9 protein-coding genes are annotated in these 18,477 nt (G+C 42.3%); all 9 read right to left on the reverse strand.

Features of this window, described 5'->3' with window-relative positions:
• Window positions 1–32 precede the first annotated feature (32 nt).
• Window positions 33–1,478 (reverse strand): sulfatase, encoded by a 1,446-nt coding sequence (locus ACEW8O_RS20370; RefSeq protein WP_373496471.1) that lies wholly within the window; start codon window positions 1,476–1,478, stop codon window positions 33–35.
• Window positions 1,479–1,527: 49 nt separating this feature from the next.
• Window positions 1,528–3,000 (reverse strand): sulfatase, encoded by a 1,473-nt coding sequence (locus ACEW8O_RS20375; protein WP_373496472.1) that lies wholly within the window; start codon window positions 2,998–3,000, stop codon window positions 1,528–1,530.
• A 61-nt stretch (window positions 3,001–3,061) separates the two neighbouring features.
• On the reverse strand, window positions 3,062–5,980 hold the full coding sequence (locus ACEW8O_RS20380; protein WP_373496473.1) for a glycosyl hydrolase: 2,919 nt from the start codon (window positions 5,978–5,980) through the stop codon (window positions 3,062–3,064).
• A gap of 262 nt (window positions 5,981–6,242) precedes the next feature.
• The gene (locus tag ACEW8O_RS20385; RefSeq protein WP_373496474.1) at window positions 6,243–8,669 is read right to left on the reverse strand and encodes a family 78 glycoside hydrolase catalytic domain; all 2,427 of its coding nucleotides are present in this window, start codon (window positions 8,667–8,669) and stop codon (window positions 6,243–6,245) included.
• A gap of 1 nt (window position 8,670) precedes the next feature.
• Window positions 8,671–9,579, reverse strand: a complete 909-nt coding sequence (locus ACEW8O_RS20390) for a TSUP family transporter (protein WP_373496475.1) — start codon at window positions 9,577–9,579, stop codon at window positions 8,671–8,673.
• A 230-nt stretch (window positions 9,580–9,809) separates the two neighbouring features.
• Window positions 9,810–12,713: a glycosyl hydrolase gene (locus ACEW8O_RS20395; RefSeq protein ID WP_373496476.1), complete on the reverse strand. Its 2,904-nt coding sequence runs from the start codon at window positions 12,711–12,713 to the stop codon at window positions 9,810–9,812.
• A 203-nt stretch (window positions 12,714–12,916) separates the two neighbouring features.
• Window positions 12,917–14,083, reverse strand: coding sequence for a DUF1565 domain-containing protein (locus ACEW8O_RS20400; protein WP_373496477.1), 1,167 nt, complete (start codon window positions 14,081–14,083; stop codon window positions 12,917–12,919).
• A 59-nt stretch (window positions 14,084–14,142) separates the two neighbouring features.
• Complete coding sequence (locus tag ACEW8O_RS20405; RefSeq protein ID WP_373496478.1) at window positions 14,143–17,061, reverse strand: glycosyl hydrolase; 2,919 nt, start codon at window positions 17,059–17,061, stop codon at window positions 14,143–14,145.
• Between the two features lie 99 nt (window positions 17,062–17,160).
• Window positions 17,161–18,477, reverse strand: a 1,317-nt coding sequence (locus ACEW8O_RS20410) for a M1 family aminopeptidase (RefSeq protein ID WP_373496479.1), incomplete at its 5' end; no start/stop codon positions are given.

The following is an 18,477-nucleotide window of genomic DNA, read 5'->3' on the forward strand; positions in this document are numbered from 1 at the left end:
TGGCAGTCTTAACATAATAGAACAGGTTTAAGTCAGTTGACCTGAAATCTATTTACAAATTCATCATAAATGGGATCTTTGGTCCGTTTCATTTCTTTCAGGAGGAGTTTCTTCATTTCTTGTATCAATTCCTTATAGTCGGGTACATCAATTAAATTGACAAGTCCATCAGGATCTGCATTAAAATCATAAAGCTCTTCAGGAACCCTATATACATACATATTCAGACGGTCTGAAATCAAACTATCCATATCTGCAGCTTCTTTCATGGCTGAATATGTCCTTCCGCTTGTAGCATCTCCTTTTATTTGATGGATTCCATCACTCCAGAAATTAACAATATAGCCAAAATTTTCGGCTTGGACACAGCGCATGGAATAGTCAATACCTGCAAAAATTCTGTGAAATTCGGTAAATACAACCTTTCTGTTCTTCTGAATTTTTCCTCGGAGTACAGGTAAAAAGGAAGTCCCGTCCATATTCTCCACCTCGGGTAAATGAAGTGCGTGAAGGATGGTAGGCATAAAGTCAATACCGGAAATAAAGTGTGTGCTATCTACTTTACCGCCCTCGATTACACCGGGCCAGCTAACGATCCAGGGTGTTTTATTGCTGTTTAGATAACAATTGGATTTGGCAAAGGGCAGCGCCATTCCGTTGTCACTGATAAACATAACCAAGGTATTGTCCTCCTGACCGGACTTTTTTAATGCATCCATTATCGCTCCTACTGTTTGGTCTAACCTGTACACTGAGGTATAGTATTCCGCAATCTCCAGCCTTACCTCAGGTAGGTCTGGAAGGAAAGCAGGTACACTTACTTCTTCAGGTAAAAATTTTCTGGTAAATAACGGCAGATCCTCTCCCCAAAGGTTCTTTTCCTGGTCACTTCCGGCAAAGGGACGATGAGGATCATGACTGTTTGCCATGAGAAAAAAGGGTTTGCCTTCCTGTTTTGATTTGTTGAAAAATTCCGTGGCATAGTCAAAATAAAGTTCCGGATCTCTGCCAATTCCAAGACCGGAAGCAAGATCCCCTTCCGTAATAAAATAATCCCATAAAAATTTCTCAGTCGGCTTGAGGTGGATTTCTTTTCCCAAAATCCCGTTCAGATATCCTGCTTTGTGAAGCTCTTCCTGCAGGGTAGCCACATTCCTATCAATGGGATTAAAAGCAGGTGCCCCATTATTATGTGGGTACCTGCCTGTCATGATCGACTGTCGGGAGGGTTGACATACCGCAATATTTACAAATGCATTGGTAAATCGGATACCGCTTTGGGCAAGTTTGTCAATATTCGGAGTGATCTGATCGAGCGTATTGCCGTAACAACCCACCGAATTATAATTCAGGTCATCCGCCGTTATTAAAAGAATATTGACCGGACGATAAATCTCCTCGCCTGTTTCAGTATCATTACAACTTGAAAAAAAAAGGATACTAATGACCAAAAAGGTAAAGGTTTTGCTTTTTATCATAATTGAAGTTTATTAATTACAACTAGCTTGTGTTTGTGATAAAATGTGTCTATTTATTTTCTGATTTTCTCTGAGGTGTTTGCGGTTCTGTATCCATTTCATTTGAATAAGAAATACTGCCGCCCGGTTCCAATACCAAACCCCATTCGTCTACATAAGATTGAGCAGGCCTAAAATCATCATTAATCTCTTTAAGCAACCCCTGAAGCTTTTTATCCAGTGCCCGTACCATGTCCGAGTATTCGGGATTCGAAACCAGATTATTCATTTGAAATGTATCAGTTTCATCATCAAAAAGCAGCCAAGGTCCTTCAATTGATCTGACATAGGTGTACTTGGATGTCTTTATAGCCCGATATTCCCTTCCATATTCACCTTTTTCAAAAGGGGCTAGATTCATGTAAAGTACCGCACGGTCTTCCTTTTCTATCCCATCTTTGATTACAGATGAAAGATCTTCTCCCTCAATGCTGCCGGGAATGGGTAATCCTACCAATCCGAATAAGGTCGGGAAAATATCCGGCGTATTGATCGGCATGTCTATTACCTTTCCTTTATCTCCATGAATGGCAGGATACCGCAATAAAAAGGGAATCCTAGCGGATTCACTCAAGGGTACTTGCTTTGCTTTAGCTCTTACACCGTGGGAGCCCAGCATTTCACCATGATCTGAGGTAAACACCAGCAGTGTATTTTCTGCCAGTCCCATTTCATCCAGGGTAGAAAGCAAATCCCCGATACTTTTATCCAAAGCCTCACAGTGTGCGTAATACCCCTGAGCTTCAAGAAGCAACGCTTCATTTCTCATCGATTCCGGCACATTTGGGGGCAAAATAATCTTATCTAGTGGATATCTTTCCTTATATTCTTCAGGAGCTGTAAGGTGGGGAAAATGTGGTGTCCCGTAGGAAAGAAACAAGGCAAATGGCTTGTCGGAATCCGCATGATCCCTAATATACTGCTGGGCATCTTTTGTCTGCGCAAAAACATCATATCCTTCCCAGTATAATTTCTCGTCAGAGTCCCCTGAATAATAATGGGAATGGTTATAGTTATGGTCGCATTCAGCTACCTTCCAATACTGAAATCCCCGACGGCGATCCTCCGGTATAAAAGAATGACGACCTTGACCGTCCAGGTGCCATTTACCGATATATGCCGTTTGGTATCCGCCTGATACAAGTGCATCACCTATACATAATTCCGTCGGAGGTAGATGAAGGTCATTTAAAAACATGCCCGTGGACGTGGGATACCTGCCTGTCAACAGGGAAGCCCTATATGGAGTACAAATTGGAATAGCGGAAACGGCATTGCGGAAATTAAAACTTTCTTTAGCAAGTAAATCCAAATTAGGGGTCCGTACATTTGGATCTCCTGCATATCCTGTTGCGGAAGCCCGCCATTGATCCGCCAGAATGTAAATAATATTAGGCTTTTTCTCTTCGGCTGTGGGAGCACAGCTAAATGACAAAAAGACCAAGGCACATAATAAGAGGTTAACACAGTGCTGAAATTTCATTCCTTCGGGATTAAATGTTGAGTTCAATGTACAAAATAGGTTTCCATTTTTCATCATCCTTTCATTTAGTTATAAATTTTATCTCCGCTTTTCCCATCAAGCCAGATTGTAATAAGGGGCTATTTTTAGTGAATTTTGATTTGGCGTTTGTTTGGGTAAAATGAGTTTTACCTGGATTCCTCAGGTCTCCTACTATTCGGTTATTCCAGGTGTTTATGACTTTTACGGTAATCATATTTTTTCCAACTTTTAAGTGAGGGGTGATTCGAGTTGAATAAGGTGGCAGCCATACAATTCCGCAGTCCTTTCCGTTGACAAAAACCTGCGCCATTTCCTGCACATTCTCAAAGGAAACGATAGCTTCTACATCCTGAGACAGTGCAGCCTCTTCAATGCTAAATTCCCGGGTATAATCCGCAGCTCCGGAGTAATAGTTTGCTCCTTCATCCTCCAAATCGGACCAACTTATAAGTCTGTCCAATTTAATGGATTTAGGCCCGCCCCAATCCGGATCAAAACTAATATTCCATTGGGAGGAAAGATCAATGGATTGGTGGATATTCTTTGATTGAAGTTTTTTTTGAAGTCCCTTCTGCAAGTCATAGTACAAACCGTCATCATTTTTCCCGGTTGTGTACTTTCGAAAAATGACAAACCGGGAAGCAAGCGGATCCATAGTCAATTCGAGTTGTAACCCATTTTTCACCTTGGTGTAGTTGACGTCCCGTTGTATCAATCCAGTTTCGGCATCCCAGATTTCGAGTTTGCTGTCTTGATCCACCCTGAAGACTGCGGTTATTTTTTCTTGCTTAGTACTGCTATTGGAGATAAAAAAAATATCTTCATTGTCGGTCACTCGATGAACAAAGTCAATATGCAGGTCATGATTATCAGTGCCGGAAATCTCAAAATCCGGTGGAATCGCAAGCTCATCCAATACTTCCTGCACCGTTTTTCCCCAGTAAATGGCGCCTTTTCCGTATTTATTAGAAAGTAACTTTTTACCGTCACAATCACCCCAGATTTTTTCAGCTATTTCGCTTATCTCAGCATCAACTGCTGGATAACCTTTTAGAGAAGTGGATCTTTCAGGTTTTCTTCCTATTACCACAGCTCCGTCAAAAATGAGTCTTTCAAGCCGTTTTAATACCTCTAGAGAAATGTCCTCCCTGTCGGGAAGCACCAATATTTTGTAGGATTGACCATGTGGCAATACGAAATTTCCATTTTCAGTTCCCAGGGTTGTGGTAATGATGTCCTCATTGATATAATCATATTGATATCCAGGAAGCTTGCCGGGGTTTATCGGTTTTGGTCGTCCACAATGGGGGCACTTGCTTTCGTCATAGAAATAAGTGGGGAAAATTCCCGGCATATCCGGTGTATAGTTTGGGTCCAATCTTCTGGGCGGCACCAGATTGGGCGCTTCGTCTCCATAATATAAGAGTACGTCTGCCACGAAATTTCCCTGCCGCAGCATATAGGAACATCGTGCGATATAATCCATAAAAGGCCGGGCCATTTCCCACCATGTGGCATTGACGTTGATATGTTCCCCGGCGTGATAGACAAATCCCGGCTTGCCGGCAATTTTAGGATTATGAGAAAAGGTGTGAAAGACAATTTGGTTCAGACCATCGCAAAAGGCTATGTCAATAAGTTGCTTAAAGTCAGTAGGACCATGCTGCCAATGATTCCATCCCGTAAGTGACTCAGAGGCAACGATTTTTTTTCCATAAATATGGGCAGCACTGGAGGCTTCTTTGGTTACCCAATGTCGTTGCCTGTTCCAGAATTCCCCCATAGGAATATGGGAATTTCCAAGCGCTTTCAAGGGTTCGACCCTTACGTTTCCACCATGCCCCGCCTCAATGATCATCTCAATCCCATGTTTTTCCGCAATTTCAGTTGATTGTGCAAAATGATTTTCAATCATCATGTCACTGATCAATTTGGTATAATCATGCAAAAATCGTTTTGCCAATCGATCATCGCTACTGATATGGGTTTGAATTAAAGGAAGATAAGGTCTGGAATCATACCCGTAAATCTCCTGGAATTTTTCCAGAAAAAGAGGACTCCAATCATTCGCTTCCCACACCTCATAGCTGTCGTGCATGAAAAATTTGAATTGCTTGTCCGGAGAAGTTATGGACGCCAACCTATTAAAAATACTATCGAAATAATTCTTGGTGGCATCCTTACTCAGATGGTCAATTATCAACCCGCTGGAATTGGGACTGGGTACAACCAATTCCTGTCCGGTATTGCTTATAAAAAAGGAAAGAACCTCCCATTTTCCCGGAGGGACATTCCAGTCAAAAAACTTTCCATCTTTGGAAAATTCATCCAGTACAATAGCCTCTCCTTTACTGAAGTCAATAACATTGTTTTCCGAAAATGGAACGGCAACGGTTGTAATCAAAGTATTTCGGGATGCGGATTTACGTATACTTGTTGGCTCCAAAATGGGGAATTTCATTTGGGATGGGCCTTCTACAAACTGACTGGAATTTACCAATTCTTTCGATGCGTGTTCCTCCTCCACCCATTCCCCTCCTGCATTCCAACTGCTTGCAGCAACCCATCCTAAATCCAAATCCAACCTTTTTCCTGTAGCAAGTGCAAGTGAAAAATATTTTAAAGATTCATCTCCTAACATGGCCGGACCGCCTGGAATCAGTTTTTCCGGATCCATTAATGCACCCAAGTCCCAGATCAATGCCCCCCGCGTACCTTTGTCTTTCATTTGCTCAAGCTCAAAGACCATTTGGGTAGTATCAACGTAACCATTTAACCAGGTCCATAAGGCCAGTGGTCTGTTATCCTTGGAGGGATTGCGAAATTCTTCTTCTGATAGCGAGGATACTGATTTTTCTTCTGCCGGGGTGCAACCTAAGAATTGGAAAAAGGTAAAAAACAATATGAGAACTACAGGAACAATCCCTATAATCCGAAATTTGATATCAAATCTGTGCATCTTATCAATTTTGGTGACCAGCTTGGTATAGTGGGTTTATTTTGCCAAGGTAAAAATAGAAAAAAGGCATTGCTTAAAATTCCACCATTTTAACCAAAGGGTATTATATATTAACTCCTTTGGGTTAAAATCCGGCCATTTTCAAATTTCGATTTATCTAGGCCCATCGTAAAGAGGCTTATGCAGGCGTCCATTTACATATGGAATATTTGGGGGCTTAAATGCGATAGAAGGCTTATTAAAAGTTCCCTTCATGTTGTTTTTATCCATTACCTCTATTGCCTGAAACAATTACAGTATAATATCCTTCCTCCAATATAAATTTTCCGGATTCCAAACCTTTGATATTTTCAGGTTTCAAGCCACCTTCCTTTGACACTATAGATATCACTTGCGAAGCTTTAAATTGTAATGAAACCCTTGCCCTACTTCCTTTTGGTATTTTCATTTCGTACACCATTTCATCTCCCAACCCTCTCCGCCAATTAGAAACAATCTCACCGAAGGGTGAGTGGTAGCTGGTTGAAATGTTTGATAACCCATCAGGAGCTCTTGGGGCCAGCGTGAACTCTCTAAATCCTGGATACTCCTGATCAGGACGAATCCCCCCAAGCCACCTGTAAAACCATTCGGTAACAGTTCCAAACATCGGATGGCAATTGGTAAAAGTGTCATCACTTTCTTTCCAAGTCTCCCAAATGGTAGTGGCACCTCTATCGATCATGTAACCCCAGCCTGGATAATTGGTGCTATTTACCACGTTATAAACTTCATTCGGAGACACATGGTCCGACAATGTTTCCAGAATGTATTTTGTGCCAAAAATCCCGGAATTAAAATGACCTGAGGGACCGTTTTTCACGGCAAGCAGCAGGGAATCTTTTGCCCGCCCCAAGTCTACCTCCGGAATTACCTGATGAAATAACAGGGTTGAAAATAAGGTTTGCTTATTGATAGGAGTTTCCACGGCTTTATCCCAAAAAGTCTCTTTTAAAATTCCCTTTAAGTTAGCTGCCAGTTGGGCATAGTTAGCAGCACTTTTGGAATCGCCCATAATGGTGGCAAAGGTTTCCATGATGTTGGCACATTGAAGGTAATGGCCTGTTCCAATTAATTGCACCGGAACGGGTTCAAGAGACTCATGGTCTGCGAGCCCTTCATTAACCAAACCTTCCGGGTGAATCCTTGCCGCCTTATCCATCCACTTTATATTTAATTTATAAAGTTCTTCTATAATTGCGGTATCATTATAATAGAGATAAAGGTAATATTGTGTAATTAAATAAGCTGATTCCCAACTGATGCCGCAATACTTAATACCTGCGTAAGGAGCCGTATCCACAAAGACCGAATCATTCATGGCATCGACCCAGTCGTATACCGTCTTCCGGTAGAAATCCTGCATGTCAAAATTGTAGATAAAAGACTCACTCGTTGCATTGAGGTCCCCTCCGTATCCAAACTTCTCCCGCACGGCACAATCGGACTGAACACTGGCCAAATTGGACCGAAAAGTTCTTTTTACAGCGGCTTGGATGTCATTCAATAAGGGGTTTGAACTTTCAAAACTATTTTTATCAGAAACATTAGAGTGGATAAATAAGCCCTGAATATCAGCAAGCAATGGTGCCTCCTTTAATCCTTCAATTTCCATATATCGATAGGTCCTGTAGACAAAATCAGGTGTGAAAACAGCCTCCTTCTTGCCAAGAATATAGCTGTCCGTTTGCCAGGCTATGGGAGGAGCGCCAGGTCCGCCTATGCCCTCCCGCTTAATTTGACCAACAACCGTGGTCATGGGATTCAAAGTCCCGTCTTCATATATTCGCTCGCCAAATCTAAAAGTAATGTTATCCCCTTCATTTCCCCTAAGTTTAATTCTATAGGTACCTGTAAAATTCACTCCCATATCAACGATGTATTTGCCGGTTGCTACAGCGTACACGGCTTTGGGGCTAATTTCCTCTGTTACTTGAACGGCCGGGAAAAAGGCTTTCTGTAAGGTTCCTCCCGGACCCTTACCGGATATTGCAGGTTTCCATAAAGCATCGTTGAAACCCGGTAGATCCCATCCGGGTATTTCCTTGGTTTGATCATACAAAACACCCAAATAGGCACTGTTTTTTATAATTGGTCCGAAGATGTGCTTCCAGGTGTCATCGGTCACTATTTCGGAGACACTTCCATCTTTGTAAGTAACCCGTAACCTCGCTAAAAAAGTGGGTTTGCCTACCGAAAGGTCTTCCCTTGGGTTTCTTCTTCCCCATTTCCTAAGGGGAAGGGGATTGTAGAAACCATTACCCAAGATTACACCAAGGCAATTTTCTCCTGCTTTGAGATGGTTGGAGACATCGTATTCTGTGAAATAAATTCGTTTGGAATAATCGGTCCATGCTGGATCGAGTACATTTTTCCCAATGGTGTCGCCATTAATAGTGGCTCTGTAATAACCGGCGGATGTAATGAAAAGAACGGCACTGTCAACCTCCGAAGTTACCAAAAACTCCTTCCTGAACATCGGTGCTGGACGAGGGGCATAAAACAAGGAATCGGAGGTGGGCAATGGCCTGTCTTCCTCCAACCACTTGGCACCTATTTCCGGACATAATCCGCAGTCAAACCAATTTTCCCTGGATTCTGTACAAGAAAAAGCAAACCAAACCAATACTATTAAGCAAAATTTGTTCATGTCAATAATTTTCAGGTTTATATTTTTTCTTCCCAACACTTAGTTTCGATTCTGGTTCTTTTCGGAAGGCAGAGAGAAACATCCATCCCGAAGTATAAAGAACAACACATAAGACCACCCATCGGAGAATTAACAAGGGCAAAGACTTGACAACATAAGCAGCTAGAAACACGCCTATGACTCCGGCAATTGTTATCGAAAATGAAACTTTCCTGTCATAAGCATTTTGTTTGACAAACCTGGCTCCTCCTGCTGCCATTAGCATAGCAGTTGCCGTCATCATGATGGGGAAGGCAGTGAGTGGATGCATCCCAAGCGCATAGACCATCGCCATGCAGGGAGCATAAAATCCGACTCCGATGGTTTGCAAGGCACCAAAAATAAAACTCATACCTATAATAACAGCCAATTTCCAACCTGTCAGTCCTATGGCCTCACCTCCGGTTGGCATCAAATTTAAGAAACCGGCTATTATAATCAGGCCCACAGCCAGCAGGCCAAAACCTAATCCTATCTGAATCCTGCTTCGTGACATCTTGGACACAATATCGGCTCCCAGCAACGCACCCAAAGGTGCGGCTGTTGACATGGAGACCAAGGTAAGTGTGTCCACCTCAACTACAGTCATAAATATAAAAGCCTGAACTACAACAGGAATGGTGTTCCCCACATTCATTGTTCCAGGGATCAGGCGGTCATCGATAAGTTTAAAAAACTTAAAAATTGCGGTCTGCTGTGCAAAACTTCCAATCCCCAATGTGTCGAAAAAGTTGGTGATGAATCCGGTTCCTAAAAGACCTGACCATGGCTTACCTGAAAACGTTTTCCTGTTTCTGAAAACATCAGTAAAATAGTAGTAGCCAAAAAACCCCGTCATAACCCCCAGAATTAATTTTAAAATGACACTCATACTTCAACGATTAGAATTTTTATGATTAGCTCCAATAAACTTCTTAAAGAAACATTAGTCAGGTTGTTTTTCAGATCAGTATTCTAGTGCTATGTTAAGGATGAATTGACAATCTTTCCCGCAGAGACGCAAAGATGGGTAACTAGAATCTTTTCGCGATGGTGATAACCTTTAAATATTAAAGTTAACATAACACTAGTGAATAATACCTTCTTTAAATTTTTTATCCACTACTTAACTTCAACATTTCGGGAAAAAAGCAAGCGGACCGGTCCGAATAATCCTGCGGGCTCTATATGCCATTCCGAATAATTTTCCAACCAACTACCTCCGTCGGATCGAATATTTGTCTTCGTAAAACGTTCCGATTCCGGCAGGTCTTTATCACCTGTTAAGCGGTTGACCCAAAGATTCATAACCTCAATTTTCAGTTCATTATCCCCAAATTTTACTTGTCCTGTTATATCAACTTTAAATGGTGGTTTCCAGACGACTCCGGCTGAATTCCCGTTGATAAAAATTTCAGCTATTTCCCCTACATCTCCAATATCCAGGTAAATATTTTTTCCCTTACCCATCCATTCATCCTGAACTGTGATGGTTTTTGTATATGTCCCTTTTCCGGAATAGTATTTAATGCTTATGTTATCATGTTCTGTCCAGGAAATAAGTTCAGGAAATTCGACCTTTCCGGGAGCTCCCCATTTAGGATCAAATTCCACATGCCAGGCTCCGTCGATTGGATAGGGTGTGGGAATTTTTTCAACTATAGCCTGTATTTGCTTCCCGGAATTCCCTACAATCGTGTACTTTCCATTTTGCCAGCACTCCATTTCTACGGAATTCCTTTTTACATTCAACACCTTTTCTGTCGGCAGTTGATCGTCGTTTGTGACTTCCTTCAAAACGGCATCCAACCCAATTCCTGAAAAACCTTTTTTAAAAACCACGAAAGTAGAGCCGCCCGGTGGAAGAACAACCGGTATAGTAATACCCCCATCCTTAGATTGAAAAACATGTTGGTCCACTATAGAACCATCAGATGGATCCCATAATTGTGGGGCTGTATTTTCGACCCGAAAAGTACACTCAGTACTCAATTGGCCAAGCGTTTTATTAATGATGAAATAAATATGGGAAAGCGTTGTTTCCCTGTGAATGAAGTCAAATCCGGAATCTGCCTGAGAATTTTGTGTTGAAAAATCAGGCCCAATCCCTATTTTTTTTAGCCACTCTTCAGGGGTATATCCCCACACAATTTGTCCTTTTCCGTAATTATTTACTTTAATCGTTGAGCCGTTGATTCCTCCCCACATTTTTCCCGCCAGTTCACGAATCGCTTTTGTGTTACTTTCCAAATTGGCCAAACCTGGTACTTCAGTCGGCTTTGGGCCAATAATGACAGCTCCCTGAGAAACCAAGGCTTCCAATTTGCTCAAAACCTCCAATGGCATATCAGACTTATCAGGAAGAACCAGAACACGATAAGACATGCCGTCAGGAAGCACAATCCTGCCGTCTTTGAAAGACATCCGGTTTATGATGACATCTGAATTCACGACATCATATTCGTAACCTGGGCCTAGCCCATCAATTCTTGGCTTTTCAGGAACATTATGATAGTAAGGCCAAAAATTAGGAGCCTGATCCCCGTAATAATAAGCTACATCGGCAACATAAAGACCTTGTTGAAGCATGAAACTACAGCGTGCAAGATAATCCATAAACGGACGTGCCTTGGACCACCAGACCACTTGGGGATTCATGTCAATCCCTGCGTGGTAAGTGCGTCCGGGAAATTGATCTTCCACAGGCGAATGCGCAAACCCATGATAAGTGACCCGGTTCAGTCCTTCAGAAAAGGCCCGGTCAACAAGCCTTTTCCTTTCAAAAGGGCCATCCCTCCAACGGCGCCAGGTTGTCCATGACTCTGCATCAACATATTTTTTCCCATAAATATGCGATGCACTGGCGATTTCTTTAATTAAAAAAAGATTCCTCGGATTTCCCAACCAGAACTCACCCCTTGGTATGTGTACATTACCCAATGCTTTCAGGGCATCTACCGGGCAACTTTCCCAAAATGGAGGACCGGGACCCCCGGCCTCAGCTACCAGTTGGACACCATATTCTTCACACACCATGCTTCCTGTGGTGTAATGACTGTGTATCAAAAGATCACTAACAGACTTTTTATAATCATATTCAAACCGCTTGGATTGATCCTCATTTAAGATTTCCCATCCTAAAAACACAGGCAACCAATTTATTGGACTGTAACCATGTTGATCTTTAAACCATTTCTGAAAGTCTTTCGTCCATTGAATACCCTCATGCAATTCCATACTGTCATCATCCAGGGTTTTGAGCGGAGAATTTTCTTTGTTGTCTTTTTCGATTCCCAATTGCTTAAAAATGTACTCAAAATGAAATCGTGTGGCCTCAGGATCCAGAAAATCAATAAAGAAACCCTTCGAATTAGGACTGGCTGCGATCAACTGCTGTCCGTTGTTACTGCAAACGAACCTCTCTATATGCCATTTGCCCGGAGGAGCCTTCCAGTTCAGTTCTCCATCTTTAAATTTGTCTGAAATGTCCAAGATTTCTGACAAATCAGAGATTCTATTATCTGATGATTGGGGCCAGGCCAGAACAGCCACATCCAAATACCAAGCAGGCAAACCATCAGGACCTTTTGGGCAGCCCTGCGGAACTTCAGGAAACGGCAATGTCTGTTTGATCTGATTAGAACCGGAAACAACTATACCTACATGAAATAGGTTTTTACTTGCCATTTCAGGTGTTACCCAAGCGCCTCCTGAATTCCACCCACTTGCACAGATAAGACCTAGTTCAAGGTTCAGGCGCCCGGCTTCTTTTATTGCATGATGAATCGCATTTACCGATTCCTCTCCTAAAAAGGGCGGCCCGGCAGGAACAAATCCGTCAGGGTTTCTCATGGCCTCGGTATCCCACATCTGCAATCCGCCAAGCCCTTTATCTTTGGCCTCTTCAAGGTCGCGGGTTATTCCGGAAAGCGATACATCACCATTCAGCCAGTTCCAATATGCCCGGGGCCTTGCTTCTACACCAGGATTCCTGAATCCTTCAATAAGATGGTCATCTTGCGGCATTTCATTATTGCAGCCAGCAAGAAACAAGCAAAATATTAACTGAAATATTCTATTTAATAATTTTATTCTCATTTTTTTCTTATTGAATTTTACTGCCCCTATTCTCTCCTATCATTCAATCTCCCTTATTTTGTACTAAAGTCAAAATGTAAATTTTATCATACCTCAGTCGCCCCTCATTTTCCTTAATCCTGTTTCAATGGTTACCTGGGCCATATTTTTACATATTCATCAAGTAATTTTAAATTACTGAAAGGCCCTGCAGAATTGTTGCTTTCCTCTCTGATGGCATTAAAGTAATCCCTGTCAAACCATACCATATTGCCATCCGGATTTTCAAAAGGAACCTCAGGCACCATTGCTTCCCCAAATGCATGGCTGTTTAGCAGTTTGGCAGGCACATTTCCGGATTTTCCATTTGTGGTTAATTTCAGGTAAATCCCATCTTCTTTTTTTTCCAAGCTGATATCCGATCCGGAACCATTGAAAACAAATTCATTGACGCCGTTGGTGTAGGGAACCGCTCCGTTAAGGTAAAGATTGTTTTTTGCCACAACTGGCAGCTTTTCCTTGGACATTTCATAAATCTGGAAATTCGATTCGGAAAGGTGTGACGGATGTTCATCATAGATGGCCAACCCAAATCCCATAGTGCCTTCTTTTCGTTTCGGACGGTTGGCTTTTTCAAAAATATCGTAATCCGGAGCAGTTGTTTTAATAAAGATATTGTTGATGTATCGGTCGTCACCTTCCATCGTTGTCATTATTCCGGCGATTTTTGTGGAATGGGGATAATGGTATGGTGTAAATCTTTCACTGTACCATTGGAAAAGAGAGCCTTCCTTATCCTGCGCATCTTTAAGAATTTCAGGTTTGAATACTTTTTCCAGAGAATCAATTTCATAAAAAGACTTTCCGTTAAGGTACACCTCCCCAGTATGGTGGTTTCTGCCATAATTAAGGAACCAGTCGCCTGAAACTAATTCCCTGTATGGATTGTAATCCCCAAAAAAGGCATTGTCCAATGTTACCTTCCAAACACCTTGCCCCGCTTTTTCCCATCCTCTGATAACTTCCGATCCTTTTATAAACACCTCTTCGCCTTCAGCTGCCCGGTAGACAATTCGGTTCAGGTGGCTGGTGCCTCCATACATCGGATCTATCCATTCACGGTAAGTGCCTGAATGGACGGTGATGGTATCTCCGGCCCTGGCTGCCCTATTTGCGGCCCCAATGGTTTTAAAAGGGTGATTCATTGTACCTGAATAGTCATCACTCCCGCTAATGGAAACATGATATTCACTGGCAAAAGCCTGAGTAGCGATCAGTCCACATATTCCAATATATATAAGAAAGGATTTTAGTTGCATGATTTTAATGAAATGATTCACAGTCTTGGATTACAGGATTTCTGTCAATAGTCCGGGATTTAAAATTGGTTTAGAATGAAAATTACTTCGGCTTGACCAAGTAATCCTGATTCCAGCAATGGTGAATTTGCCTTGAATTTACTTGATTTCACATTGCTGTTTGTGTATGGTGTATCGTTAGGGTTTTTCAGGTCGCCGACGATCCGGTTGTTCCATGTATTTACCACCTCAACCCTGATCTTATTGTTGCCTGCTTTCAGGTAGGGAGTGATGTTTGCCCTGTATGGAGGTGTCCAAACAATGCCACAATCATTGCCATTGATAAACACCCTGGCCATATTCTGTACACCTTCGAAAACAACAAATGCCTCTGTTTCATTTGATAACACGCTCTGTTCTAGGGTAAAGTCTCTTGTATAAGTAGCTGTGCCTGAATAGTATTTGATGCCGTCTACATCTATATCAGTCCAGCTGGTAAGCGTTTTCATAAGATACTGTTTGGGTCCTCCCATCCGGGTATCGAAAGCAAGGTTCCAATCAGAAGTCAGGTCAATTGATGGGGCACTCTTTTCTGCCCTGTGAAAACCAAATTGCAAGTCGAACCTCAATCCCGGGTCATTTTTGCCTTTCTTACCATTTCTGAAAACAACAATTCTAGAAGCAAGTGGATCCATTACAAAGTCCATACTTATACCGTTTTCTACCTCAGTGAATTCTACTTGCCGCTGAATCAATCCTGTTTCAGCATCCCATATTTCAGGTGATTTATTTGCATCAACCCTAAAAACAGCGGTGAAATGCTTTTCGGATTCACTGCTGTTGGATACAAAGTATATATCTTCTGTTGCTGTCTGCCGATGCATGTAATCTATTTCCCTGTGGTAATTATCAATTCCCAAGACTTCAAAATCGGGGCTGATTTTCCGTTCCTTCAATACCTGTTCGAGTGATTTCCCCCAGTAAACCGTCCCTTTTCCATACTGATTGGAAAGGATGGTTTTCCCATTACATTTTCCCCATAATTTATCTGCAAGGGCTTCAACCTCTCTATCGCACGCAGGGAAATTTTTCAGGGAAGTGGCCCTCTCCGGTTTGGGACCTATAACTACTGCTCCATTAAAAATAAGTTTTTCGAGGCTTTTCAATACTTCAAGCGAGATGTCCATCCTATCGGGCAGCATCATTACCCCGTAAGATTGCCCGTGGGGCAAGGTCAGTTTTCCATCTTCGACTTGTAGGGTACTTGAAATAATATCTTCATTTACGTAATCATAATCATATCCCGGAAGCCGACCTGGATCAATTGGTTTGGGAATTCCGCAGTGCGGGCACTTGGTTTTGTCATTAAACCAATGGGGAAATATTCCGGGCATATCGGGTGTGTAGTTGGGGTCAATCCGTTTGGGTGGTACAAGATTGGGAGCATCGTCTCCATAATACAACAGCACATCTGAAACTGCATTTCCTTGGCGCAACATATAGGAGCATCTGCTAAGGTAATCCATAAATGGCCTGGACATGTCCCACCAAGTTGCGTTCACATTGATATGTTCACCGGCATGGTAGGCAAAACCGGGTTTGCCTGCAATTGCAGGATTATGGGCAAAAGTATGAAATACAACCTGGTTAAGTCCTTCGCAAAAAGCGACATCACTTAGTTGTTTATAGTCAGTTGGACCGTGCTGCCAGTGTTGCCAACCGGTAAGCGACTCAGAGGCCACAATGTTATTTCCGTAGATATGTGCTGCACTGGAGGCTTCCTTGGTTACCCAATGCCGCTGACGGTTCCAAAATTCGCCCATCGGAACATCGACTTGCCCCATGGCCTTAAGTGGGTCTACCCTTGAGGTTCCACCATGGCCGCCTTCGGCAAATAACAGCATACCATTCGCATTTGTAATTTCTGTTCCCTGATGGAAATGATTTTCAATAATCAAATCGCTTACCAATCGGCTGTAATCACCACGGAACCGTTTAGCAACAACACTATCAGAGCTGGTATACCCCTGAAATAGCGGCAAAAACGGCACAGGGTCATATCCATAGCGGAGATTGAACTCATCAATGAATCCGGGTGTAAAGTCAGTTAAAATCTCAAGCTCATAACTGTCAACTTCCAGGTATTTGAGTGAATTTAAGGGCGCATTGGTACTTGCCAATCTCGCAATAATGGTATCGAAATGGACTTTAGTGGCTCTCTTGCTCATGTGGTCAATAAGCAGACCATCTGAATTGGGACTTGGAACAAATAGATTTTGCATCGTATTGCTCATGAAAAATGAGTGAACTTCCCACTCACCTGCCGGCACGTTCCAAGCTATTATGCTTTCCTTTTCAGTAAATTCATCCAAATAGAAGACCGAACTCCCCGAATGATCAATTACCATGCTTTCCAAATAGGGAATGGCAATTGAAGTAATTAAGGAGTGATTTTCAGCAGTACTTCCTTCTGAATCAGGTATGTTGATAGTGATTTTCTGAAGCCCCGGACCCGATACACGTTGACGGGTACTTACCAAGTGCTTAGTTGCATCAGAGGTATCAATCCACGGGCCTCCGGCATTCCAGCTGCTGGAGGTAATCAATCCAAGATTTAGGCCAAGCCGTGATGCTGTTTTTAGCGCAAGGGAAATATACTCCAATGATTCTTTTCCTAGAAAAGCAGGTCCTGCGGGAACCATTTTCTCAGGATCAATCATAGCCCCCACATCCCATATAAATGCACCTTGCATTCCCTTTTCTTTCATCTGTTCCAGTTCATAGACCATTCTAGCCGTATCTATGTAGCCGTTCAACCAATCCCAATAGGCAAGGGGACGGTATTCCATGGGAGGATTTTTGAAATTTTCCTCAGAAAGGTTGCTTGCAGTAGGAGAACATTGCCAACTACCCCAAAGAAGGAGCCCTAAAGAAATAACCTTTAACATGCTACGCAGTACAGGCATGATCAAAATGATTTGGCGAAATGTAACTGGCATCTTAAATGAAGTTTTATGGTACTCCTTTGTGGAAATAGGAAATTCAGTGGATAGGTAAGAATTTTATTTAAGCTCAACTGTTTAAATTGAATAGGCTAACTATCGAACCGAATTACGAATTAGCTCAATTGCCTGCTCTGCAGCATTTTTCAATGTATTGCGGGGCGATCTGACTTTTGATGCTTCGGTGAGAAATCTCAATTGTGATTGATTGCCATTTTCACCTATCGCTATAAGTGCTTGTGCCTTTACCAGATAGCTTTCATCCGTTTCATAGATATGCCTGAAATCACCTATCATGGAGGGGTCTTTTAGTTGCCCCAGTGCTTTTATGGACGCTGCTCTGACTTTTGAATTGGTATCGCTGATGGCATGTAAAAAAATATCTTTACCACTGTTTCCATGGAATTCAGACAAGTTCTGTATAGCTGCTTCCCTGACAGCCCAGAAATTATCGTGCTTTGCCAGCTCCGTCCATTTCTGAATCGTTTTCGGAGAACTGTGAAAGGCTTTCAGTTGGTCAATGGCCCATATTCTGCCGGTAACATCGTCGTTTTCCACCTGAAACAAAAGCTCTTCCTCGGTTTTAAGATATGTCAATTCCTTAAGCAGGTGGTTTCCTTCATCAAAGCGGACCAATAAGGGGGCTGCATCGAGTTTGAACTCAAATTTTTCTATGTCCTTTTTCAGCCATACTTTTTCAACCGTTTTTCCATCCTTATGGTAAAATCCGATATTAACGGGAATACTGTAAATAGGCACATTATCCCACTTATCCTGTGTTTGTTTTATTTCCAACGCAAGGATCTTAGTGGTTTCATCCCAGTTTTTTGTGACCTCAAATACGGCATGACCCGGATGAAATAGAAATTGTTCAAAAAACCAATCCAAGTTCAAGCCACTGACATCTTTGGCACATTGAATAAAATCTTGGGTGCTTACTGCCTGAAATTCAAATCTATGGAGAAATTGACTAATGACCCTAAAAAAGGTATCGTCACCCAAAACAAAACGAAGCATATTCAATACTGAAGCTCCTTTGGGATAGGCATGGCTGTCAAAGTTCTGTCCCGGAGTTTCATACCGGTTGAAGACAATGGGGCGCATATACCTATTATGTGCTTCACGCAGGTAGGCATTCTTTTTCTTCAATAGGTCAAATGCGGCTTCATCTTCACCCCAGTCGAATCTTTTATACAAGTAGTCGGAATAGGTGGCGAAGCTTTCATTCATCCAGCTATGCTCCCAGCTTCTACAAGTAATGAGGTCTCCCCACCATTGATGGGCTATCTCATGGGCAATGATCCCTTCAAAAGAGAAGTCGATTTCTTCCATTCTATTGGTTACAGCTCCTTCTCCAAGAAGCGTTGCAGATGTGGCTTCCGCTCCCCCTCCTTGGTGTGCTGAGACCACCTG

The organism is Aquiflexum sp. (genome assembly GCF_041749095.1).
Classification (GTDB): Bacteria; Bacteroidota; Bacteroidia; order Cytophagales; family Cyclobacteriaceae; genus Aquiflexum.